Source organism: Aquirufa avitistagni, from assembly GCF_042715545.1.
Lineage (GTDB): Bacteria > Bacteroidota > Bacteroidia > Cytophagales > Spirosomataceae > Aquirufa > Aquirufa avitistagni.
The window spans coordinates 1,122,695-1,140,129 of sequence record NZ_JBBKXZ010000001.1 but is presented as its reverse complement, the minus strand read 5'-3'; the positions used below and the strand labels follow the sequence as shown (position 1 = coordinate 1,140,129).

Genomic DNA, 17,435 nt, shown 5'->3' with positions numbered 1-17,435 from the left:
TTTTATGCATTCTTCATTCATTAAACTAAAGTCTGATGCTTATTTTTTGGTGGTAATTTCAACGACACCATTAGCTCCTTTTTCAGCATATTTTGCCACAGCTTTTTCTCCTTTTAGGACATTCATGGACTCAATGGTATTTGGATTGATTTTGTTTAATTCCAAATCCTTCATTATTACTCCGTCAACAACGATCAAAGGCTTGATTTTGTCCGTTGGCGCAGCTACAAATGTTACACCATCCATGTCCATGCGAGTAGGTGCAGCACCTACAGATTTTCCGTCGGATACTTTTTTCGCAATGAAGGAAATAGGTTTACCATTTTTAGAACCCTTGAATTCAAATGTAGTTGAATCTAATGAACTGATTTTTACTAAATCTACGTCCACTGCTGGAGGAGCTGGTGGTCCTGCAGGTGCTGGCGGTGGCGGAGGTGGCATGTCTCTGGTGGCCACGGAAAACACTTTTTTACCTGTTTTCGGATCGGAAAAAGTCGTTGAATCAGATTTCATGGTCACCATATAGGTGGTACCTTTTTGTTTCTTTGGCTTTTTTTCTTGGGCATTCACTTGTATGGAAAATAACGCCATGGCAGCAGCCACAATCGGCAACACGGATACTTTTCTGAAGTAAACGTACTTGGGGTTTTTTGAGGTTGTTAGTAACATAATTCTACGTTTTAGAGATGAATAATAAAAAGAATGACTCGGGTTTAAAAATTCGTTTCCATAATGAGACTGCAGCATCATTTTGGCAAAAGTTTCTACATCGCCATGTTGAATGGCTTCGCGATCGGCGATGAATTCGTGAATGTTTTGAAGCTCTTTTTGGATGAGCCAGTGGAAAGGGTTAAACCAAGCAATGGAGGCGGTTAGTTGGCAAAACAAGCGATCATAACTATGCTTTTGACGAATATGCGCTAATTCATGTTGGAAGATTTTTTGCCCATGCTCACTCGATAAATCGATGGATTTTTTCCAAAAAAGCAGGTTGAGGAATGAGAACGGCGCATTTTCCAAATCAGTTTCGATGATTTCAATACCATCCGACGATTTAACTTGATGCGATCGTTTTATTTGGTAGATTTTAATGATGCCAAAAGCCAGATAGGCTAGGAGTATCATCGAAATTCCTGCCGAAAAACATAAGGCAATGAAGTTCCAATCAGTTTCTTGGACTTCAGGTGTCCGTTGGATTTCATTCAAATAGATCATCGTTTGACCTATACCAGACACTTGATCTTCATTTACTTGAAGAAAATCCAGTTGGACGAATGGGCCAACGAGCGAGATGAGTAAGGTGGCCAATAAATAAAATCGATTGTATTGATGTAGCAATGTGTTTTTTAAAAACAACGTATAGTAGCCAAAGCAAATACCGGATAGGGCAATCGATTTCAAGGCATAGATGAAAATGGCAGAGCTAGTCATTTTGCTTCGATTTTAGTTGTTGGATCAAGGTTTCTAGGTCGTCAATTGACATTTGGTTTTTGTCAACTAAAAATGAAACGACGTTGGCATAAGATCCTTCAAAAAAGGATTCCGTTAGGCCAGCCATGCGTAAGCCTGAATATTCAGATTTACTGATTTTGGCGGAGTACAAATTGTTCCGATTTGGATTGGAGATTTGGACAAATTCCTTCTCCACTAGAATTTTTAATAGGGTGGCGATGGTGTTCGAATGTGCTTTGGGTTCAGGTAGTAACTCGATGATGTCTTTGAGAAATCCACCTTCGGGTAGGTTCCAAATAACCTGCATGATTTGTTCTTCGGCTTGCGTGAGTTTTTTCATGTGTTTTTCTTTTGCTTGGGACAAATGTATAACTAAAAATTTAGTTACAAAATTATTTCGACTAAATTTTTAGTTATAATTTTTTAATTAGGTTTGAAATCGAATTTTAATCCACATTCCTTGTAAATTCGTTTGCTTAAATCTTTTTATGTCGGGTCAATTCATTACCATTCGTTTTATAGAGTTTAGCGGCTTTTCTGCCAAGCGTCATGCGTTTGCGGAAATGGGTCGCTCGCTCGTTTCGGGATGGTCAGCGCCTGGACTTGTCTTTTCGAAGCATTTGGGTACGGGTGCGGGAAATGGGTTTTCGATTTGGCCTAATTTTGGTTTATATGCATGGTTGGGCGTTTGGGAATCTCCTGAACATGCCAGTGAATTCTTTCAGCATGATGCGCGTTGGTTATCCTATATGTCCCCTTCGAATCATATATCGGGTTGGGATGCCATTCCATTCAAGGGAAAGGGGACTTGGAATTCCTTGCAGCCGTTTGATTTTTCAAATCAAGATGACTCTTGGGAAGGTCCGGTGGCAGTCATTACGCGCGCAAGTATTCGTTGGCATAAAGCCCTATTATTCTGGTGGAACGTCCCTTCTGCTAGTAAACATTTAGAAGGAAAACAAGGCTTAAAGTATGCCAAAGGCGTAGGGGAGTTGCCTTTATTCGAGCAAGCAACGTTTTCACTTTGGGAATCTGCGTCAAACTTAGATCAGTTTGCCTATCAGAGCAAAGAACATGCTCCGATGATCAAGAAGACTCGGAAGTATGATTGGTATAGCGAAGAGATGTTTATTAGGATGAGAGTAGTGAAAGAGGTAGGAGGTAAGAAGTAAAAGGTGAGAGGTATAGTAAAATGATATTCATTATAAATTAAATCTGGCTAGCATCTACATCTTGAAAATATAAATGCTAGCCAGCATAAAATGGTACCTCGCACCTCTCACCTCTCACCTCTCACCTCTTACTTCTCACCTCTCACCTCTCACCTCTCACTTCTTACCTCTTACTTCTTACCTCTTATCTTATCGCCTCAACCCCTCTCGTCTTCGTTCTTATCCGAATCGCGTCTTGCACATCATAGATGAAGATTTTACCATCACCTACATTGCCTTCAGAGGCATTATCCAAGATGACATCGATGCATTTTTCTAAGTTTTCATCGCTCACCACACAGATAATCATCACCTTGGGTAATAAAATCATCGACTTTTCAGTACCCCGGTAAATCTCCGAATAGCCTTGCTGGAGCCCAGCACCTCGCACGGGAACCACGGTCATACACGGAATATTTGCGTCAATTAAGCCCTTTTGAATAGCTTTTAATTTAGACGGCTTGACAATTGCTTCTATCTTTTTCATGGTTCTTATTCAAATGTTGTATACGATTCCACACCAAACTCCACCGCATCAATTCCCGCTGATTCTTCCTTATGACTTAAACGAATACCCATCGTCTTCTTCAAGAGCATGAATATCACATACGTAGAGGTAAATGAGAAAATCGAGATAACAGAAACTCCGATCAATTGCGTGATGAATTGTGCAGATTCTCCCGTGATAAATAATCCATTCTTTTGAGAGAATAAACCCACCGCAATGGTACCAAAGAAACCATTCACACCGTGTACGGCAACAGCACCTACCGGATCGTCAACTTTCATTTTGTCCACAACTACCACCGCGATGTCCACAATCGTACCCGCAATAAAACCAATAATCAAAGCAGAATCCGCACTAACCACATTGCAACCAGCTGTAATGGCAACTAAACCTGCCAAAACCCCATTGATCACCATCGTAATATCCACTTTCTTATAACGCATAAACGTGTATAACATGGTCGCAACTCCTCCAGATGCAGATGCTAAGAAGGTGTTTGTGGCCACAGAACCAATTAAATCCCATTTGCCCACAGCTCCTAAGGTGGAGCCGGGATTAAATCCAAACCAACCAAACCACAGGATAAATGCGCCCACGGCAGATAAGGTTAAATTATGACCCGGAATGGCATTGGGTGTTCCATCTTCATTGTATTTTCCTAAACGTGGTCCCAATACAATGGCTCCTGCCAATGCTGCAAAACCACCCATCGAGTGAATAGCTGCCGATCCCGCAAAATCATTGAAGCCGCGTAAGGCTAACCATCCGTTCGGATTCCAAACCCAGTTGGCTGCCAACGGATATAAAAAAGCACTAAATATGACCACATAAACTGCGTAGGACCACATTTTCATCCGTTCCGCCACACCACCTGATACAATGGAAATAGCCGCGACAGCGAATCCCATTTGGATAAACCAGAATAATGAGTTGGAGATCGTAAGACCTAATCCTAAATCGCCCGACATGATTCCGGTGTCAAAGGCCCAATAGCCATTTGATTTTCCGTAGGCGATTCCGAAGCCTACTAAATAGAAGGCGATACCTCCAAACATGATGTCAATCATGACTTTGGCGATAATGCTGACGGCGTTTTTCGACCGGACAAATCCTGCCTCTAATAAGGCAAAACCTCCTTCCATTTGAAAAATTAGTGCTGCACACAGTGCAACCCAAACCGTATCAATAGCGTGTGATAATTCCACTTGCTGAGCAGCAAGGGTAGCAGATTCATTCATGGTTTTGTTCGTATATAATGCTTGTTACCTGCAAAAATAAAAAACGATTTGGAATTTATGGCAATTAGCTTGAACTTTAATTCATTAATTAAACCTATTCAACATGCTTAAAAAATTAACCTTATGGGGGGTGACTTGTTGCTTGTCAACTAGTCTTTTGGCCCAAAATCCAGCCATTATTCCTGCTCCTTCCCAAGCAACTTTTAGCAAAGGAGCCTTTGCACTTGGAAATTCCCTCGTGCTTGCTGGGCCTAAATCCCCTGAACTAGCGACCAGTTACGCGCTGCTAACTTCGAAGTTGACGCAAGTCGCCGGTAAAAAAGTTCAATGGTTAACCGATCCAAGTTCCTCGGCCTCCATGGCCGCGATCCGATTTACCCTAAATTCAAAGCCAGATGCGGCGTTAGGAAATGAAGGATATTCCTTGATTTCTGACGCGAAGGGCGTTCATATTCGGGCAAATAAGCCTGTCGGTATTTTCTATGGCATTCAAACATTGATTCAATTATTACCTAAAGAGATTGAATCAAAACAAGCTGTTGCAGGGGTTTCTTGGAAAGTCCCATATGTGAATATCGTAGATGCACCCCGTTTTGCTTGGCGTGGCATGATGCTAGACGTTTCCCGTCATTTCTTCACAAAAGAGGAAGTGAAGCAATTTATTGATGAAATGGTTGCATACAAATACAATGTGTTGCATTGGCATTTAACAGATGATGAGGGCTGGCGTGTGGAGATTAAATCGTTTCCAAATTTGACGAAAAAAGGTGCGTTTAATGTCAAAAAAGTTGGACACTTTACCGACTTTTCTAAGCCGCTTCCCAACGAACCACGTACATACGGTGGGTTTTATACGCAAGAAGAAATTAAAGAAATTGTTAAATATGGGCAAGATCGTTTCGTAAACATCATGCCAGAAATTGACGTTCCAGGTCACTCAATGGCTGCTGTAGCTTCGTATCCCGAACTTTCTTGTACGCCTGATGCGGTTAATTATCAAGTTATTTCAGGTGAGCCTTTTATTGATTGGTCTCATGGTCACCCGGAAGCTTTACAGGATAACACACTTTGTCCGGCCAACGAAAAGGTTTATACGTTTTTAGATCAGGTGATGGGTGAGGTTTCATCCTTATTTCCATTTGAATACATCCATATGGGGGGCGATGAGTGCCCGAAAAACTATTGGGATAAAAATCCGCAGATTTTAGCCATGCGTAAAGAATTGGGTTTGAAAAATTCACAAGAAGTTCAAGCACACTTCGTTCGTCGATTAGAAAAAATCATTACGTCCAAAGGCAAGCGCATGATGGGTTGGGATGAAATTCTTGAAGGTGGTGGTTTGCCGAAAAGCACTGCTGTGATGTCTTGGCGTGGTATGGATGGTGGAATTCAAGCGGCCAAAAATGGACATGAAGTCATAATGACGCCGAGTAACCATGTCTACATTGACTTGATGCAAGGGGATAAGGCGATCGAGCCACCTGTATATAAAACAGTACGTTTGCGTGATTCTTATGCATTTGAACCTGTTCCTGCAGGAGTGGACGCCAAATTAGTAAAAGGAGGCCAAGCAAATCTTTGGTCGGAGCAATTGTTTAATTACCGTCATCTACAATACATGACCTACCCGCGTTCTTTTGCCATCGCAGAAGTACTTTGGTCTGAAACTAAAAACCGTAACTGGGATAATTTTATTGGACGTGTAGAATCTCACATGGCACGTTTTGATGTTGCTCAAAAGAAATACGCACCAAGTATGTACGAGCCTATTATTCAGGTAAGTCGGAATGCGCTGGGTGAGTTGACAGTATTGCCAACCACCGAAATTAGCGGACTAACCATTCATTACAGCTTCGATCATTCTTATCCAGATCAATTTTATCCGATGGCAAATGGTCCAGTCGTTGTTCCTAAAGACGCTACCGTGATGAAAATTGTTACCTATCGAGGAAATAAAGCGATGGGTAGAACGATGGATTTAACCGTTGATGATATAATTAAACGCGCAAAATAATGATCAAATATCTATTCCTATTTATTGCTTTTACGTTTGTAGCAAACGGGCAATTTGAAAAAAAGAGTTTTATGGCTGCAGATGGTAAGGCCTTGCCTTATCAAATTATGTATCCCAAAGACTATAAACCAGGTAAAAAATATCCTTTATTAGTTGTTTTGCATGGTGCAGGAGAACGTGGAGATGATAATGAAGCACAAATGAAATACGGTAAAAATGTATTCTTGGATTCATTGAATCGCATTAATTTCCCTGCCATTGTTATTTTCCCACAATGCCCGAAAGATTCATATTGGTCTTCTGTTCAAATTAATCGGTCAACTACCCCAACTACATTCGTTTTTGATTATTCAGCGCCAATTAATTGGCCTTTACAAGCGGTCATTGATTTGGTTAAATCAATTAAGCACGATAAAAGTAGAACGTACATCATGGGACTTTCCATGGGAGGTATGGGTACGATGGAGGCGGTTTCGCGTAATCCCAAGATGTTTGCTGCTGCTTCACCCATTTGCGGTGGAGCGGATTTAAGTTATGTTGCCAAATATGCCAAACGCGTTCCGCTTTGGGTACATCATGGGGATGTTGATATTGTGGTTCCTGTGCGTCATTCCCGCGAATTAGTAAAAGCGGTTCAAGACCAAGGCGTAGAAATTAAATATTCAGAGTATCCCAAAGTGAATCATAATTCATGGGATAATGCGTTCAAGCAACCTGATTTATTAAGTTGGATTTTTAGCCATCGTAAATGATTTTAAACTTATTATTTTTACTCTTATCGTATGTACCAGTCGGGGTCCCCAATATTTCGGGGGCCTCAACTGTTTCTACGACTAATTACCTCGCCGTAAAAAAAGGTTATGTCATGTCCTACAATGGGGTGGAAGGGCGAGCTAATTGGGTTGGTTGGACTTTGAAGTCTTCAGATTTAGGGCCTGTTGATCGGTCAAACCGATTTAGAGAGGATCTTGATTTACCTCGTGGATTTAAGCGGGTAGATGATGATGACTACCGAGAGTCAGGGTATGACCGGGGGCATTTGTGTAATTCAGAAGATCGTACTTCTTCTGATGCATTAAATGAGGAAACATTTTTGATGTCCAATATGCTTCCTCAGACACCGGAGTTGAATCGTGGACCGTTCAAATTTCTGGAAGCTTATTGCCGTAAATTAGTCTTGAAAAAAGGCCAATCCTTATTGATTTATTCGGGCGGTATCGGAGCAAAGGGTCGGCTCGCATCCGGTGTTCCTATTCCCATGTATGTTTGGAAAGCTGTTTATAGCCCCACAGAGGTGTTTTATGTGCTGTTTCCGAACGAGCGTACCCTCTCAAAAAACTGGAATAAATATCGAGTCAGTAAAGACCGATTAGAAAAAATGACTGGATTTCAATTTCCGTAACGCATACTTCTTGCTTGAGCTTTGGCAAAGCTTGAAGCTTTGCCAAAGCTAAGGTATTGTGGTAAGAACAACGGAATCAAAACTGATAAAAAAAGCCCGGTCTCCCGGGCTTTCAATTACTTCAACATATATTCGGCTAGCTTCTTTGCTGCCAAGAAATTCTCATATTCCAGCGGCGTTCTTCGGTTGTTTGTATACTCATTGTACAACCAAGGATCGCCTAACGCAAATACTTTTCCTTTGCCAACTTTAGCCACAGCCATCACTGGATAACCTTGAAGTGTTGTTATTGACTTGGCAGTTCCCGATAATTTAAGGGTGGTAATCTCTTTGATATATACCTTTTTAATGGGATCGAAAACCGGATTTCCTGCGTCGATTAACACCGTACCTTGTTCCCAATTACGCCCTTGTACAAAGTTTAAATTTGGTGCAACAAATTCAATACCAAAACGACGTGCCAAGATGTTGAATTGAGGAATTTCGCAATTCGTGGTATCATTGGCCAATAAGATCAAATTGCCACCTGCTTTGACCCAAGCCTCGATTTCATCTGCTGCTTTGGCATTCATATAATTCGGTTTAGCCGTTTCTTTAGGTGAATCTGGATCTACGATAATATAAACAGATGCGTTTTTCAAATTCTCTCGGGTAGGAGATACCCCCAATGTGTCAAGCGTAGCACCCAATTGCTCAAATTGAATTCCCCATAAATGGAATCCTGAATCTTTGCGATCCTCCCAGGTATAGTGGAACCGTTGGCCATTCTTCGTCTCATGATTAAAGAAATAATCTAATACCACTTTCTTGCCTTTACCTACGCTAAGTTCTTTGGCAATTTCAATTTCTAATGATGCGAGGATAAACGGCCCAACTCCCTTTAAGTCATCCTGCTTCAGTGGCTCACTTAAGTAGTAAGCATACGATCCATCTCGGTACGGTACGCCACCTAAACCGCCAACGCTTACCGTTTTCTCCAAATGGATATATCCATTCGCATCCGTTGATATAAAGCTTTTCAATGCGCCTGCGTAGGCTTTTTGGGCTGCTTTAAGATAGGATGCTGGTAAATAACCTTTGCGTGCTCCTTTGGCAAAAGCATAAATAAACATATTTGCGGCAGATGCTTCCAAATAATTTCCTTCTCTGCCCGGGAAATTAGGTACCTGATACCAAAGGCCAGAAGCAGGATCTTGAATTTTAAGCAAAGCGGCAGATAATTCTTGCAATTGCTTGATTAAAATCTTGCGCCCCGGGTGATTAATCGGCATGTAATCCAACACATCTACTAAGGCCATCTCATACCATCCCATCGATCTTCCCCAGAAATTTGGCGAATGTCCTGTTTTTTTATCGGCCCAAGGTTGGACGCGCGCTTGGTCATAGGCATGTATTAAAAGTCCTGTTTTAGCATCCAGTGCACCTTTATACATCAATTCAAATTGCTTGATGATATCCGCCCAGTTATCTTCTCCCGTTATGGTGCCATATTCTGCATAGAATGGCTCTAGCATATATAGCCCGTCAAGCCACATCTGATTTGGATAACGTTGCTTATGCCAAAACCCGCCATCTGAATCGCGTGGCTGCGCTGTTATTTGGGTACGTAGCTTGTCGGCCGCTTTCTTATAACGGACATCCCCTAATTCTTGATATAAATACAGCAGCATGCGCCCTGTCGTAATATTGTCCGAATTAAATTCATTGAAATGGTAGGTGCGAATGTTCCCTTGATCATCAACAAAGCTGTCGATGTTCTTTTTGATGTAGTTGAAATATTTGGCATCTCCCGTGCGCTGGTACATTTTTTCCAAGGCTTTCAACAAAAGTCCTTGCTCGTAATCCCATCCGGCAGGTTTGCCCAATTTGACCGTAATCGAATCGCGATGGGTGTGCATGATGCTGGCCGACATGCGTTCGGAATAGTTTTGGCCATGTAAAACAAATCCCCCTATCAGCAGGAGGATTGAGAAAATTGATTTTTTCATATTAACGTAAGTCAGAAATTTCAGCAAAATCCATGTCGGTGTAATCCTTATTTTCACCTGCCATGCCCCAGATAAAGGAATAATTTTTTGTTCCAGCACCACTATGGATTGACCAAGGTGGTGAAATGATGGCTTGATGATTATGTACCCACATGTGTTTCGTTTCTGTGGTTTCTCCCATCAAATGCAAAACTGCATGCCCAGGTGTAACATCAAAGTATAAATAGGCTTCCATCCGTCGGTCATGTACGTGTGCCGGCATCGTATTCCAAATAGAACCTGGTTCAAGGATTGTCAAGCCCATCACGAGCTGGCAAGATTGAATCCCCTCATTGTGAATGTATTTGTAGATTGTTCGGTGATTAGAGGTTTCTAAGGTTCCCAAGACAACCGTTTGTACTTGTTCTTTGTCGAGTTTGGCACACGGATAATTTGCGTGAGCAGGCGAAGAAAGTAGGTAAAATAAGGCTGGATTTTCACTGGAATCAGAGCTAAAACTTACTTCTTTGGTTCCTCTACCCACATATACTGCTCCTAATTTATCAATGCTAAACGCCACGCCGTCTGCTGTAATGGTACCTTTGCCGCCCACATTGATGATACCCAATTCGCGTCGCTCCAAGAAATAGGTAGCGCGGAGTTTCTCCGGATTAGGTAAATGCAAGGTTTTGGCGACTGGCATGGCTCCGCCGATAATCATGCGGTCATATATCGAATACGTCAGATTTATTTGATCAGCGGAAAATATACGCTCAATCAAAAAGTTATCCCGTAATTCTTGATTTGTAAAAGTTGACACTTCTTTTCTACTCGCCTCAAATCTGTAATCCATGATGATGTTAGTTTTTTATTTCAAAGCTAAATTACGTTCTTTTCTACTGTATCTTTAGGGCTTATTCTGTTAAAATGTTTCTAGAGGATTTAAATCAAAATGTCTCTTTGCTGGGGTTTCGACGTGTCATAGATACGTCGGATCGATGGCGGCATGATGATTTAGCGATCGAAATTCAAGGAATTTGTATGGGTGAAGATTATTTGCAGGACCAAAAAGGTATTCAGATTTGGGAGGATGTATGGCAAACACGAAAAGCGCAGGTCATACATTTTTTAACTGCCTTAACTAAACCATTAAAATCAGTTTTTGCCCGAGATACGCGCATTGTACCCATTTCTGCAGAAGCTGCACGTCATTTTTTGGATGCCAATCACCTGATGGGATTTTCAAAAGGAGCACTATATGTAGGTTGTGTGGTGCCACCGCACCGACAATTCCGCGGGATTGGTAGTGAATTTTCTTGGGAGGGAAATCCATTAGTTGCCGTGGCTGTTTTTGGGAAACCCTTGGTCATGAAGGAGGCAGGGTTGGAAGGGGAGTTATCTGGTGAGTTAATTAAATTGGCCACCTTGCCATCCATTCGTTTAGTTGGTGGTATCACCAAATTTTTGGACGCCTATCATGCGATTCATCCCGTTCAAAATGTGATGACGTATATAGATTTAGATTGGAATTCGGGAAAGGGATTTTTGAGTATCGGATTTAAGGTGATTGAACAGACGCCACCTTTGTTTTTTAAATTGGTTGATGGTAAACGGATTGCTGTTACGCAGAATCAAGATGCGGAAGTTTGGACGAAAGGGAATTTAAAATTGAGATATTATTATGCCAACTAGCCTTTTGGTTTTATTGGGGCCAACCGCGAGTGGCAAGACGGCATTGGCCGTTGACCTAGCTAAACGCTTAGATGGTGAAATAATCTCAGCTGATTCGCGGCAGATCTATAAAGGCTTGGATATTGGTACGGGAAAAGATTTGTTGGAGTACGGCGACGTTCCGTATCACTTGATTGACCATCATACATTAGGAGACCATTATTCGGTGGCTCATTTTCAAAAAGAGGCCTATGATGCGATTCAAGATGTTTTAGGTAGGGGAAAACAACCCATTTTATGTGGAGGAACGGGATTATATATCGAAGCTTTATTGGCCAATTATTCCTTTTCACATGTCCCTCATTTTTTAGATAAGCCCATTACGCTTGATTTGACTTACCGTGTTTTTGGTTTGAATCCGGAATTAGGTATTCGACGTGCGCGAATTTCTGACCGATTCCAAGCTCGGCTTGCTGCAGGACTAATCGAAGAAGTGGAAGGATTATTAGCTCAAGGCGCAGCGGAAGCGGATTTTATACGTTTGGGATTGGAGTATAAATGGATTGTTCAGTATTTGCGTGGGGAAATATCGCGTGAACGTTTTGAGGAGGGATTAGAGGTGGCTATTCATCAGTTTGCGAAGCGGCAGATGACGTATTTTCGTAAGATGGAAAAGGCGGGTATTTCAATTTCATGGATCCCTGATACGCTTGATTTTCAGGGTAAAAGCGATTTTGTCTTAAAAAATATCTAAAATTATACGTTCACATATTGCAAAATGTACAAAAAGACCTTACTTTTGCATTCTCATTACGAGACAGAGAGTTGGCAGAGTGGTCGATTGCGGCAGTCTTGAAAACTGTTGACTGTTACAGGTCCGGGGGTTCGAATCCCTCACTCTCTACCAAAAGCGAAGCGCAAGTTTCGCTTTTTTTGTTTCTACCAATTTTGGCTAAATTTCGAGTATGAAATTATATTTGGTACCTACGCCTATCGGCAATTTGGAAGATATTACCTTACGGGCGGTTCGTGTGCTAAGTGAAGTGGACGCGATTTTGGCGGAAGATACTCGGACATCGGGGACTTTATTAAAGCATTTAAATATCTCCAAACCCCTTTATGCGCATCATGCGCACAACGAGCATGCCGGTGTCGCAGGTATTGTCAAACTAATTAAAGAGGGTAAATCATTAGCGTTGATTTCAGATGCAGGGACTCCCGGCATATCAGATCCAGGATTTTTATTGGTGAAAGCCTGCGTAGAACAAGGCATCGAAGTGGAAACATTACCGGGTCCTACGGCTGTAATTCCAGCCTTAGTCAATTCTGGATTTCCGATAGATCGATTTGTTTTTGAAGGGTTTTTGCCGCATAAAAAAGGCCGACAAACCCGTTGGAAAGCCATCGCGGAAGAGGAGCGGACAACGGTTTTGTATGAATCTCCGCATCGTTTAGTGAAGGCATTGGAACAAATGGTTGAATTTGTGGGTGCTGAACGTCCAGTTATGGTGGCTCGTGAGTTGAGTAAAATGCATGAGCAAATGGTACGTGGTACAGCCGCTGAGGTTTTGGCTTACTTTACTACACATCCAGATAAAGTACGTGGTGAAATTGTGATCGTCATTGCAGGAAAATAAATGAAAAATCTCCTATTTTTTTTACTGATTTCTATCGCTGCCAAAGCTCAGTTGAGTTCGAAGGCGGAAGTGGTTTTAGTTACTGTGGCACCTGGGAAGGAATTGCATTCGGCTTTTGGTCATTCGATTTTATGGATTAATGACCCCGTTAATGGAATTGATCGTGCGTATAGTTATGGAACTTTTGATTTCAAAACAGAGAATTTCTATTTGAAATTTTTGATGGGGACATTACCTTACACCATTTCGGTGCATTCCATGCAGGACGAGTTTAATTACAATATGCAGTATGAAAAGAGGGGGATGATTGCCCAAAAGCTTGAGCTTGATTCGCTTCAGAAAAATGCAATCCTTCAGGATTTGGAAACGAATTTATTGCCTGAAAATAGGGAGTATGCCTACAAATTCTTTTATGACAATTGTTCTACGCGCATACGTGACATGATTGAGAAAAATGCGCCAGGAAAGTACCTATGGTCGCAAAATCCTACACTCGAAGGTAAATCATATCGTGATTGGATGAATACCTATTTGGCGCCAAATTCTTGGGTAACCTTGGGTATGAATTTGGCATTAGGTATTCCTGCCAACGTAACAGCCACAGCATCTCAGTCCTGTTATTTACCAGATAATTTATCCTCGGCTACGAATTTGTCTAAAGGATTATCGGCTAATCCGGTGAGTTTGTTTGATTCGGAAGCTGAAATAACGAAAGGTTTTGACTTTACAGGGCCTTTTTTGGTGTTAGGTATAGTGTCCTTGATCATTGGCTTTTTGACCTACAGAAATGCATTTCCTTATGTTGCAGATGTTACCTTGTTTGCACTTATTGGATTGATAGCTTGGTTCGTTTTCTTTTTAGGTACAGCAACAAATCATGAGGTGATGGCTTGGAACCCTGCATCTTTGATGCTTTTTCCGCTCAATTTTCCATTAGTTATTTGGTTCGCCAGAAATCCAGTCAAGTGGGAGAAGTATTTAAAAATTGTAACGGTTTTGTGTTTCATTGGCATGATCTGGTGTGGTTTGCAGTTTTGGCCTATGTTGTTAGCAGGTTTGCCTATTTTTATCCGTTTGTGTAGCTTATCCTTCATCAAGAAATAAATGCGTTACCTTTTACTTTTCATCTCTTTTTGTGGTTTTTCGCAGGAGGTTTTTAAGCCGCTAAATCCACAGAAAGAATTCCAGCCGTTGAAAATCGAAAGCAGTCTGAAAGCGGATGGGCTTTTGGATGAAACTGAGTGGAAAAACGCGCCATCTGTGCATCTCGATTTTCAAGTTGAACCGTTTCAAGGTCTTCAGGCTTCGTTTAATTCAACGGTGAAAATGCTTTATAATCACCAATTCCTTTATGTAGCTGCCATCTTAAAAGATACTATAGGTAAGAATGCATTTCGCGCGCCTAATTTAAAACGTGATTATACCTTTGTTGAGAATGACTTATTCGGTATTGCAATCGATGGGTTTAATGATAAACGGAATGCGCTTGTTTTACAATCTAATGCCTATGGAGCACAGCGAGATCTATTGGCTTTTGATGATCGAGCTTTTGATATTGATTGGGATGGATTGTACCGCGTCCGGACCCAACGAAGTGATTCATCTTGGGTGGCGGAATTTGCCATTCCTTGGCAGACGCTGCGTTATCCCAAAACTGATGGAAATAAGTCACAAGATTGGGGGATTAATTTCTTTCGGATTAGAAGATCGAGCAATGAATTGAGTGTTTGGTCGCCGCATCCGCGTTCGATGAGTCCATTGCGCATGGATTATGCAGGAAAATTAACGGGGATTATTCCTCCGCCACCTACGTCAACGAATATCCGATTTAATCCTTATTTATTACAAGTGTCAAATAAGTCGGAAGGAACTGAAATAGGGAATGCGCGCAATACCGACTTAAAATTAGGTGGAGAAATTAAATGGGCCATAAGTCCTACATCTGTCATGGATATTACCTTTAATACAGATTTTGCGCAAGCGGATGTGGATTTACAGGTCAACAATATTTCTCGTTTCTCGGTCTTTTTTCCGGAGCGCCGACAGTTCTTCCTAGAAAATGCATCTTTATTTTCTGCTGGTTTAGCACCTGTCGACCAGGTGATAGGGGGTTCGATGTATATTCAACCGTTCTTTAGTCGGACGATTGGTTTAGACCAAAATGTTAACCCCATTGCCATTACTGCCGGAACCCGATTCGTTTATCGGTCTGAAAAAAGAAATCTAGGCGGTATTTTTATGCGGCAAGGTGCGGGAGATGGTGATCCATTTTCGAATTTTTATGTGGGACGTTATTCCGAGAATTTTGGCAAACAAAATCGAATAGGAGCTATTGTTACCACTAAATCGTCCCCTTCAGCCGTGCAATCCACAGGGGCTATTGATGCCTTTGTTCGATTTAATGATAAGTTTTCATTTAGTGGCATGGGTACGCTGACGCAGGATAGTCGAACAGGTGATCAAGGCGTAGCCGAGTATAGTCAGTTTCTTTATACCGGTAATTTTATTCGGGCTTATTGGACTCAGACCTTAGTGTCAGAAAAGTATAATCCAAGCATGGGCTTTGTTTCTCGACGTGGTGTTTTCTCCAATTCGCAAGGATTTGACTTTAATGTTCGCGGGAAATGGTTGCCTTCATTTGTGCGTAGTTGGGGCCCAGGAATTTACACCGAGGTGTATCACAGTTTAAAAACGGGCAATATTATTGAGCAGCGTGCACTTTCAGGCCCACTTTGGTTTGATCTTCAAAATGGTGGAATTATTGGTGGTTATGTGGAAGCGACTGCACAAAATTTGGAAGAAACCTTTAGTCCAGTCGGCATTGATATTAACCCTGGAAGTTATTCGTATTTCCGTAAGGGCTTTTTATTATCTAGTGATCCAAGTGCCAAATATTCAGGTTCCACTGAATACGGTTGGGGCGGTTTCTTTAATGGAACCTTACAGACACTAGATTCAAAGTTTCGTTTAGCCCCCATCCCGCATGTAAACCTGGGTTTATCATGGAATTGGAGCAAATTTGAGAATATGGGAGCTGCTCGAGAGACGAAAGAAGTCAATTTATTGATTTTGGAAACCCGCATGGCTATCAATCCGCGGGTGCAGCTGATTGGATTTTACCAAAAGAATACGACGGATGATTTGAAATCACTGAACATACGTTTGTCGTGGGAATACCAGCCGCTTTCCTTTGTGTATTTAGTGTTTAATTCATTGAATTACCAAGGAACTGATGAGACCCAACAAAAGCAACAAAGTTTTTTAGCTAAATTGTCCTATCTAAAGCAGTTTTAATATGCATGTGGAATTAAGAAGTGACACGTTTACCCTGCCAACTCAAGCGATGCGTGAGGCTATGTTTGCCGCGCCGTTGGGGGATGATGTTTTTGGTGAGGATCCTTCCGTTAATGCTTTGGAGCAAAAGGTGGCTGAAATGTTTGGTATGGAGGCCGCGCTATTTTGTGTTTCTGGTACGCAGACGAATCAAATCGCGATGTCAGTTCATTTGAGTAAGGGACAAGAGGTCATTTGTGATGAGTTGTCACACATTTATTTATACGAGGGTGGCGGCATTATGGCGAATGCAGGTGCTTCCGTAAAGTTGTTGAAAGGTGATTTAGGTCGCTTAACACGTGCTCAAATTGAAGCAGCAATCTCTCCTGATGACATTCATGCCTGTGAAAGTAAGTTAGTAAGCCTTGAAAACACGGTCAATAAAGGTGGTGGTAGCGTGTATAGTTCAGAAAGCTTACAGGAAATCTCAGATTTTTGTCGGCATATAAACATCCCGCTTCACCTCGATGGGGCACGAATTTTCAATGCAATGGCTGTAACGGGTCAAACACCCAAGCAATTTGGTGCCTGGTTTGATTCAATTTCTGTTTGTTTATCGAAAGGCTTGGGAGCACCGGTGGGCTCTGTTTTGTTAGGTTCGCATGCATTTATCAAACAAGCGAGACGAGTGCGTAAACGTTTAGGTGGGGGATGGCGCCAAGCAGGATTATTAGCTGCGGCAGGAATTTATGCGCTTGACCAACATGTAACGCGTTTGAAAGAAGATCATGCCCGAGCGAAAGAAATAGCCCTTATTTGTGCCGGACTACCTTGGGTAGACTCCATTCTTCCCGTTACGACGAATATCGTCATTGTTCAATTGAAGGAGGGTATTCGCTCGGTAGACCAAGTGGCTGAATTAAAATCTAAGGGTATTTTTTGTGCACCTTTTGGGCCGCAGTACATTCGCTTTGTCACACATTTGAATTTCGATGATGCAGCTTTATCTGCATTTAAGGCTCAAATTATTCAGTAGTTTTTGACTATTTCTTGCTTTCAAAA

Annotated in this window: 16 protein-coding genes and 1 tRNA gene; 11 read left to right on the top strand and 6 right to left on the bottom strand. The window is 41.7% G+C overall.

What is annotated here, in order from left to right; all coding sequences use genetic code 11:
- Nucleotides 1-39: 39 nt before the first annotated feature.
- Both U0R10_RS04995 and U0R10_RS04990 read right to left on the bottom strand, forming a co-directional pair.
- Nucleotides 40-1,431, bottom strand: coding sequence for a M56 family metallopeptidase (locus U0R10_RS04995; RefSeq protein WP_377982847.1), 1,392 nt, complete (start codon nucleotides 1,429-1,431; stop codon nucleotides 40-42).
- Nucleotides 1,424-1,792, bottom strand: a complete 369-nt coding sequence (locus U0R10_RS04990; protein WP_377982846.1) for a BlaI/MecI/CopY family transcriptional regulator — start codon at nucleotides 1,790-1,792, stop codon at nucleotides 1,424-1,426. Before U0R10_RS04990 ends, U0R10_RS04995 begins: the two co-directional genes overlap by 8 nt.
- A 148-nt stretch (nucleotides 1,793-1,940) precedes the next feature.
- On the opposite strand from U0R10_RS04990, the gene U0R10_RS04985 reads away from it, so the two are divergent.
- On the top strand, nucleotides 1,941-2,624 hold the full coding sequence (locus U0R10_RS04985; RefSeq protein ID WP_377982845.1) for a spheroidene monooxygenase: 684 nt from the start codon (nucleotides 1,941-1,943) through the stop codon (nucleotides 2,622-2,624).
- Between the two features lie 184 nt (nucleotides 2,625-2,808).
- Here the strand turns inward: U0R10_RS04985 and U0R10_RS04980 are convergent, their stop codons facing one another.
- Together U0R10_RS04980 and U0R10_RS04975 are read right to left on the bottom strand one after the other, a co-directional pair.
- Nucleotides 2,809-3,150: a P-II family nitrogen regulator gene (locus U0R10_RS04980; protein WP_377982844.1), complete on the bottom strand. Its 342-nt coding sequence runs from the start codon at nucleotides 3,148-3,150 to the stop codon at nucleotides 2,809-2,811.
- Nucleotides 3,151-3,155: 5 nt separating this feature from the next.
- Complete coding sequence (locus U0R10_RS04975; RefSeq protein WP_377982843.1) at nucleotides 3,156-4,409, bottom strand: ammonium transporter; 1,254 nt, start codon at nucleotides 4,407-4,409, stop codon at nucleotides 3,156-3,158.
- 103 nt (nucleotides 4,410-4,512) lie between these two features.
- Here U0R10_RS04975 and U0R10_RS04970 point away from each other — a divergent pair, with 103 nt between their 5' ends.
- From U0R10_RS04970 to U0R10_RS04960, 3 genes are read left to right on the top strand one after another with little or no spacing between them, the layout of a single operon-like run.
- The gene (locus U0R10_RS04970) at nucleotides 4,513-6,423 is read left to right on the top strand and encodes a beta-N-acetylhexosaminidase (protein ID WP_377982842.1); all 1,911 of its coding nucleotides are present in this window, start codon (nucleotides 4,513-4,515) and stop codon (nucleotides 6,421-6,423) included.
- A complete protein-coding gene (locus U0R10_RS04965) occupies nucleotides 6,423-7,175 on the top strand; it encodes a carboxylesterase family protein (RefSeq protein WP_377982841.1) in 753 nt (250 codons plus the stop codon). Before U0R10_RS04970 ends, U0R10_RS04965 begins: the two co-directional genes overlap by 1 nt.
- The gene (locus U0R10_RS04960) at nucleotides 7,172-7,825 is read left to right on the top strand and encodes a DNA/RNA non-specific endonuclease (protein ID WP_377982840.1); all 654 of its coding nucleotides are present in this window, start codon (nucleotides 7,172-7,174) and stop codon (nucleotides 7,823-7,825) included. The genes U0R10_RS04965 and U0R10_RS04960 overlap by 4 nt, the downstream gene beginning before the upstream one ends.
- A gap of 116 nt (nucleotides 7,826-7,941) precedes the next feature.
- On the opposite strand, the gene U0R10_RS04955 is transcribed toward U0R10_RS04960, so the two are convergent.
- Together U0R10_RS04955 and kduI are read right to left on the bottom strand one after the other, a co-directional pair.
- Complete coding sequence (locus U0R10_RS04955; protein ID WP_377982839.1) at nucleotides 7,942-9,813, bottom strand: glycoside hydrolase family 88 protein; 1,872 nt, start codon at nucleotides 9,811-9,813, stop codon at nucleotides 7,942-7,944.
- 1 nt (nucleotide 9,814) lies between these two features.
- Nucleotides 9,815-10,645 carry a 5-dehydro-4-deoxy-D-glucuronate isomerase gene (gene kduI / locus U0R10_RS04950; protein WP_377982838.1) on the bottom strand — a complete coding sequence of 277 codons (831 nt, stop codon included), beginning with the start codon at nucleotides 10,643-10,645 and terminating at the stop codon, nucleotides 9,815-9,817.
- A gap of 74 nt (nucleotides 10,646-10,719) precedes the next feature.
- On the opposite strand from kduI, the gene U0R10_RS04945 reads away from it, so the two are divergent.
- The 7 genes from U0R10_RS04945 (at nucleotide 10,720) to U0R10_RS04915 (ending at nucleotide 17,409) form a co-directional block, all read left to right on the top strand.
- A complete protein-coding gene (locus U0R10_RS04945) occupies nucleotides 10,720-11,484 on the top strand; it encodes a hypothetical protein (protein WP_377982837.1) in 765 nt (254 codons plus the stop codon).
- Nucleotides 11,474-12,217, top strand: coding sequence for a tRNA (adenosine(37)-N6)-dimethylallyltransferase (locus tag U0R10_RS04940; RefSeq protein ID WP_377982836.1), 744 nt, complete (start codon nucleotides 11,474-11,476; stop codon nucleotides 12,215-12,217). Before U0R10_RS04945 ends, U0R10_RS04940 begins: the two co-directional genes overlap by 11 nt.
- A 65-nt stretch (nucleotides 12,218-12,282) precedes the next feature.
- Nucleotides 12,283-12,370: transfer RNA gene (locus tag U0R10_RS04935), tRNA-Ser, on the top strand.
- 58 nt (nucleotides 12,371-12,428) lie between these two features.
- Entirely contained in the window at nucleotides 12,429-13,100 is a 672-nt protein-coding gene (gene rsmI / locus U0R10_RS04930; RefSeq protein WP_377982835.1) for a 16S rRNA (cytidine(1402)-2'-O)-methyltransferase, read from the top strand.
- Nucleotides 13,101-14,204, top strand: coding sequence for an Lnb N-terminal periplasmic domain-containing protein (locus tag U0R10_RS04925; protein WP_377982834.1), 1,104 nt, complete (start codon nucleotides 13,101-13,103; stop codon nucleotides 14,202-14,204).
- Nucleotides 14,205-16,394: a carbohydrate binding family 9 domain-containing protein gene (locus tag U0R10_RS04920; RefSeq protein ID WP_377982833.1), complete on the top strand. Its 2,190-nt coding sequence runs from the start codon at nucleotides 14,205-14,207 to the stop codon at nucleotides 16,392-16,394.
- A gap of 1 nt (nucleotide 16,395) precedes the next feature.
- Nucleotides 16,396-17,409, top strand: coding sequence for a threonine aldolase family protein (locus U0R10_RS04915; protein ID WP_377982832.1), 1,014 nt, complete (start codon nucleotides 16,396-16,398; stop codon nucleotides 17,407-17,409).
- Nucleotides 17,410-17,435: the final 26 nt, after the last annotated feature.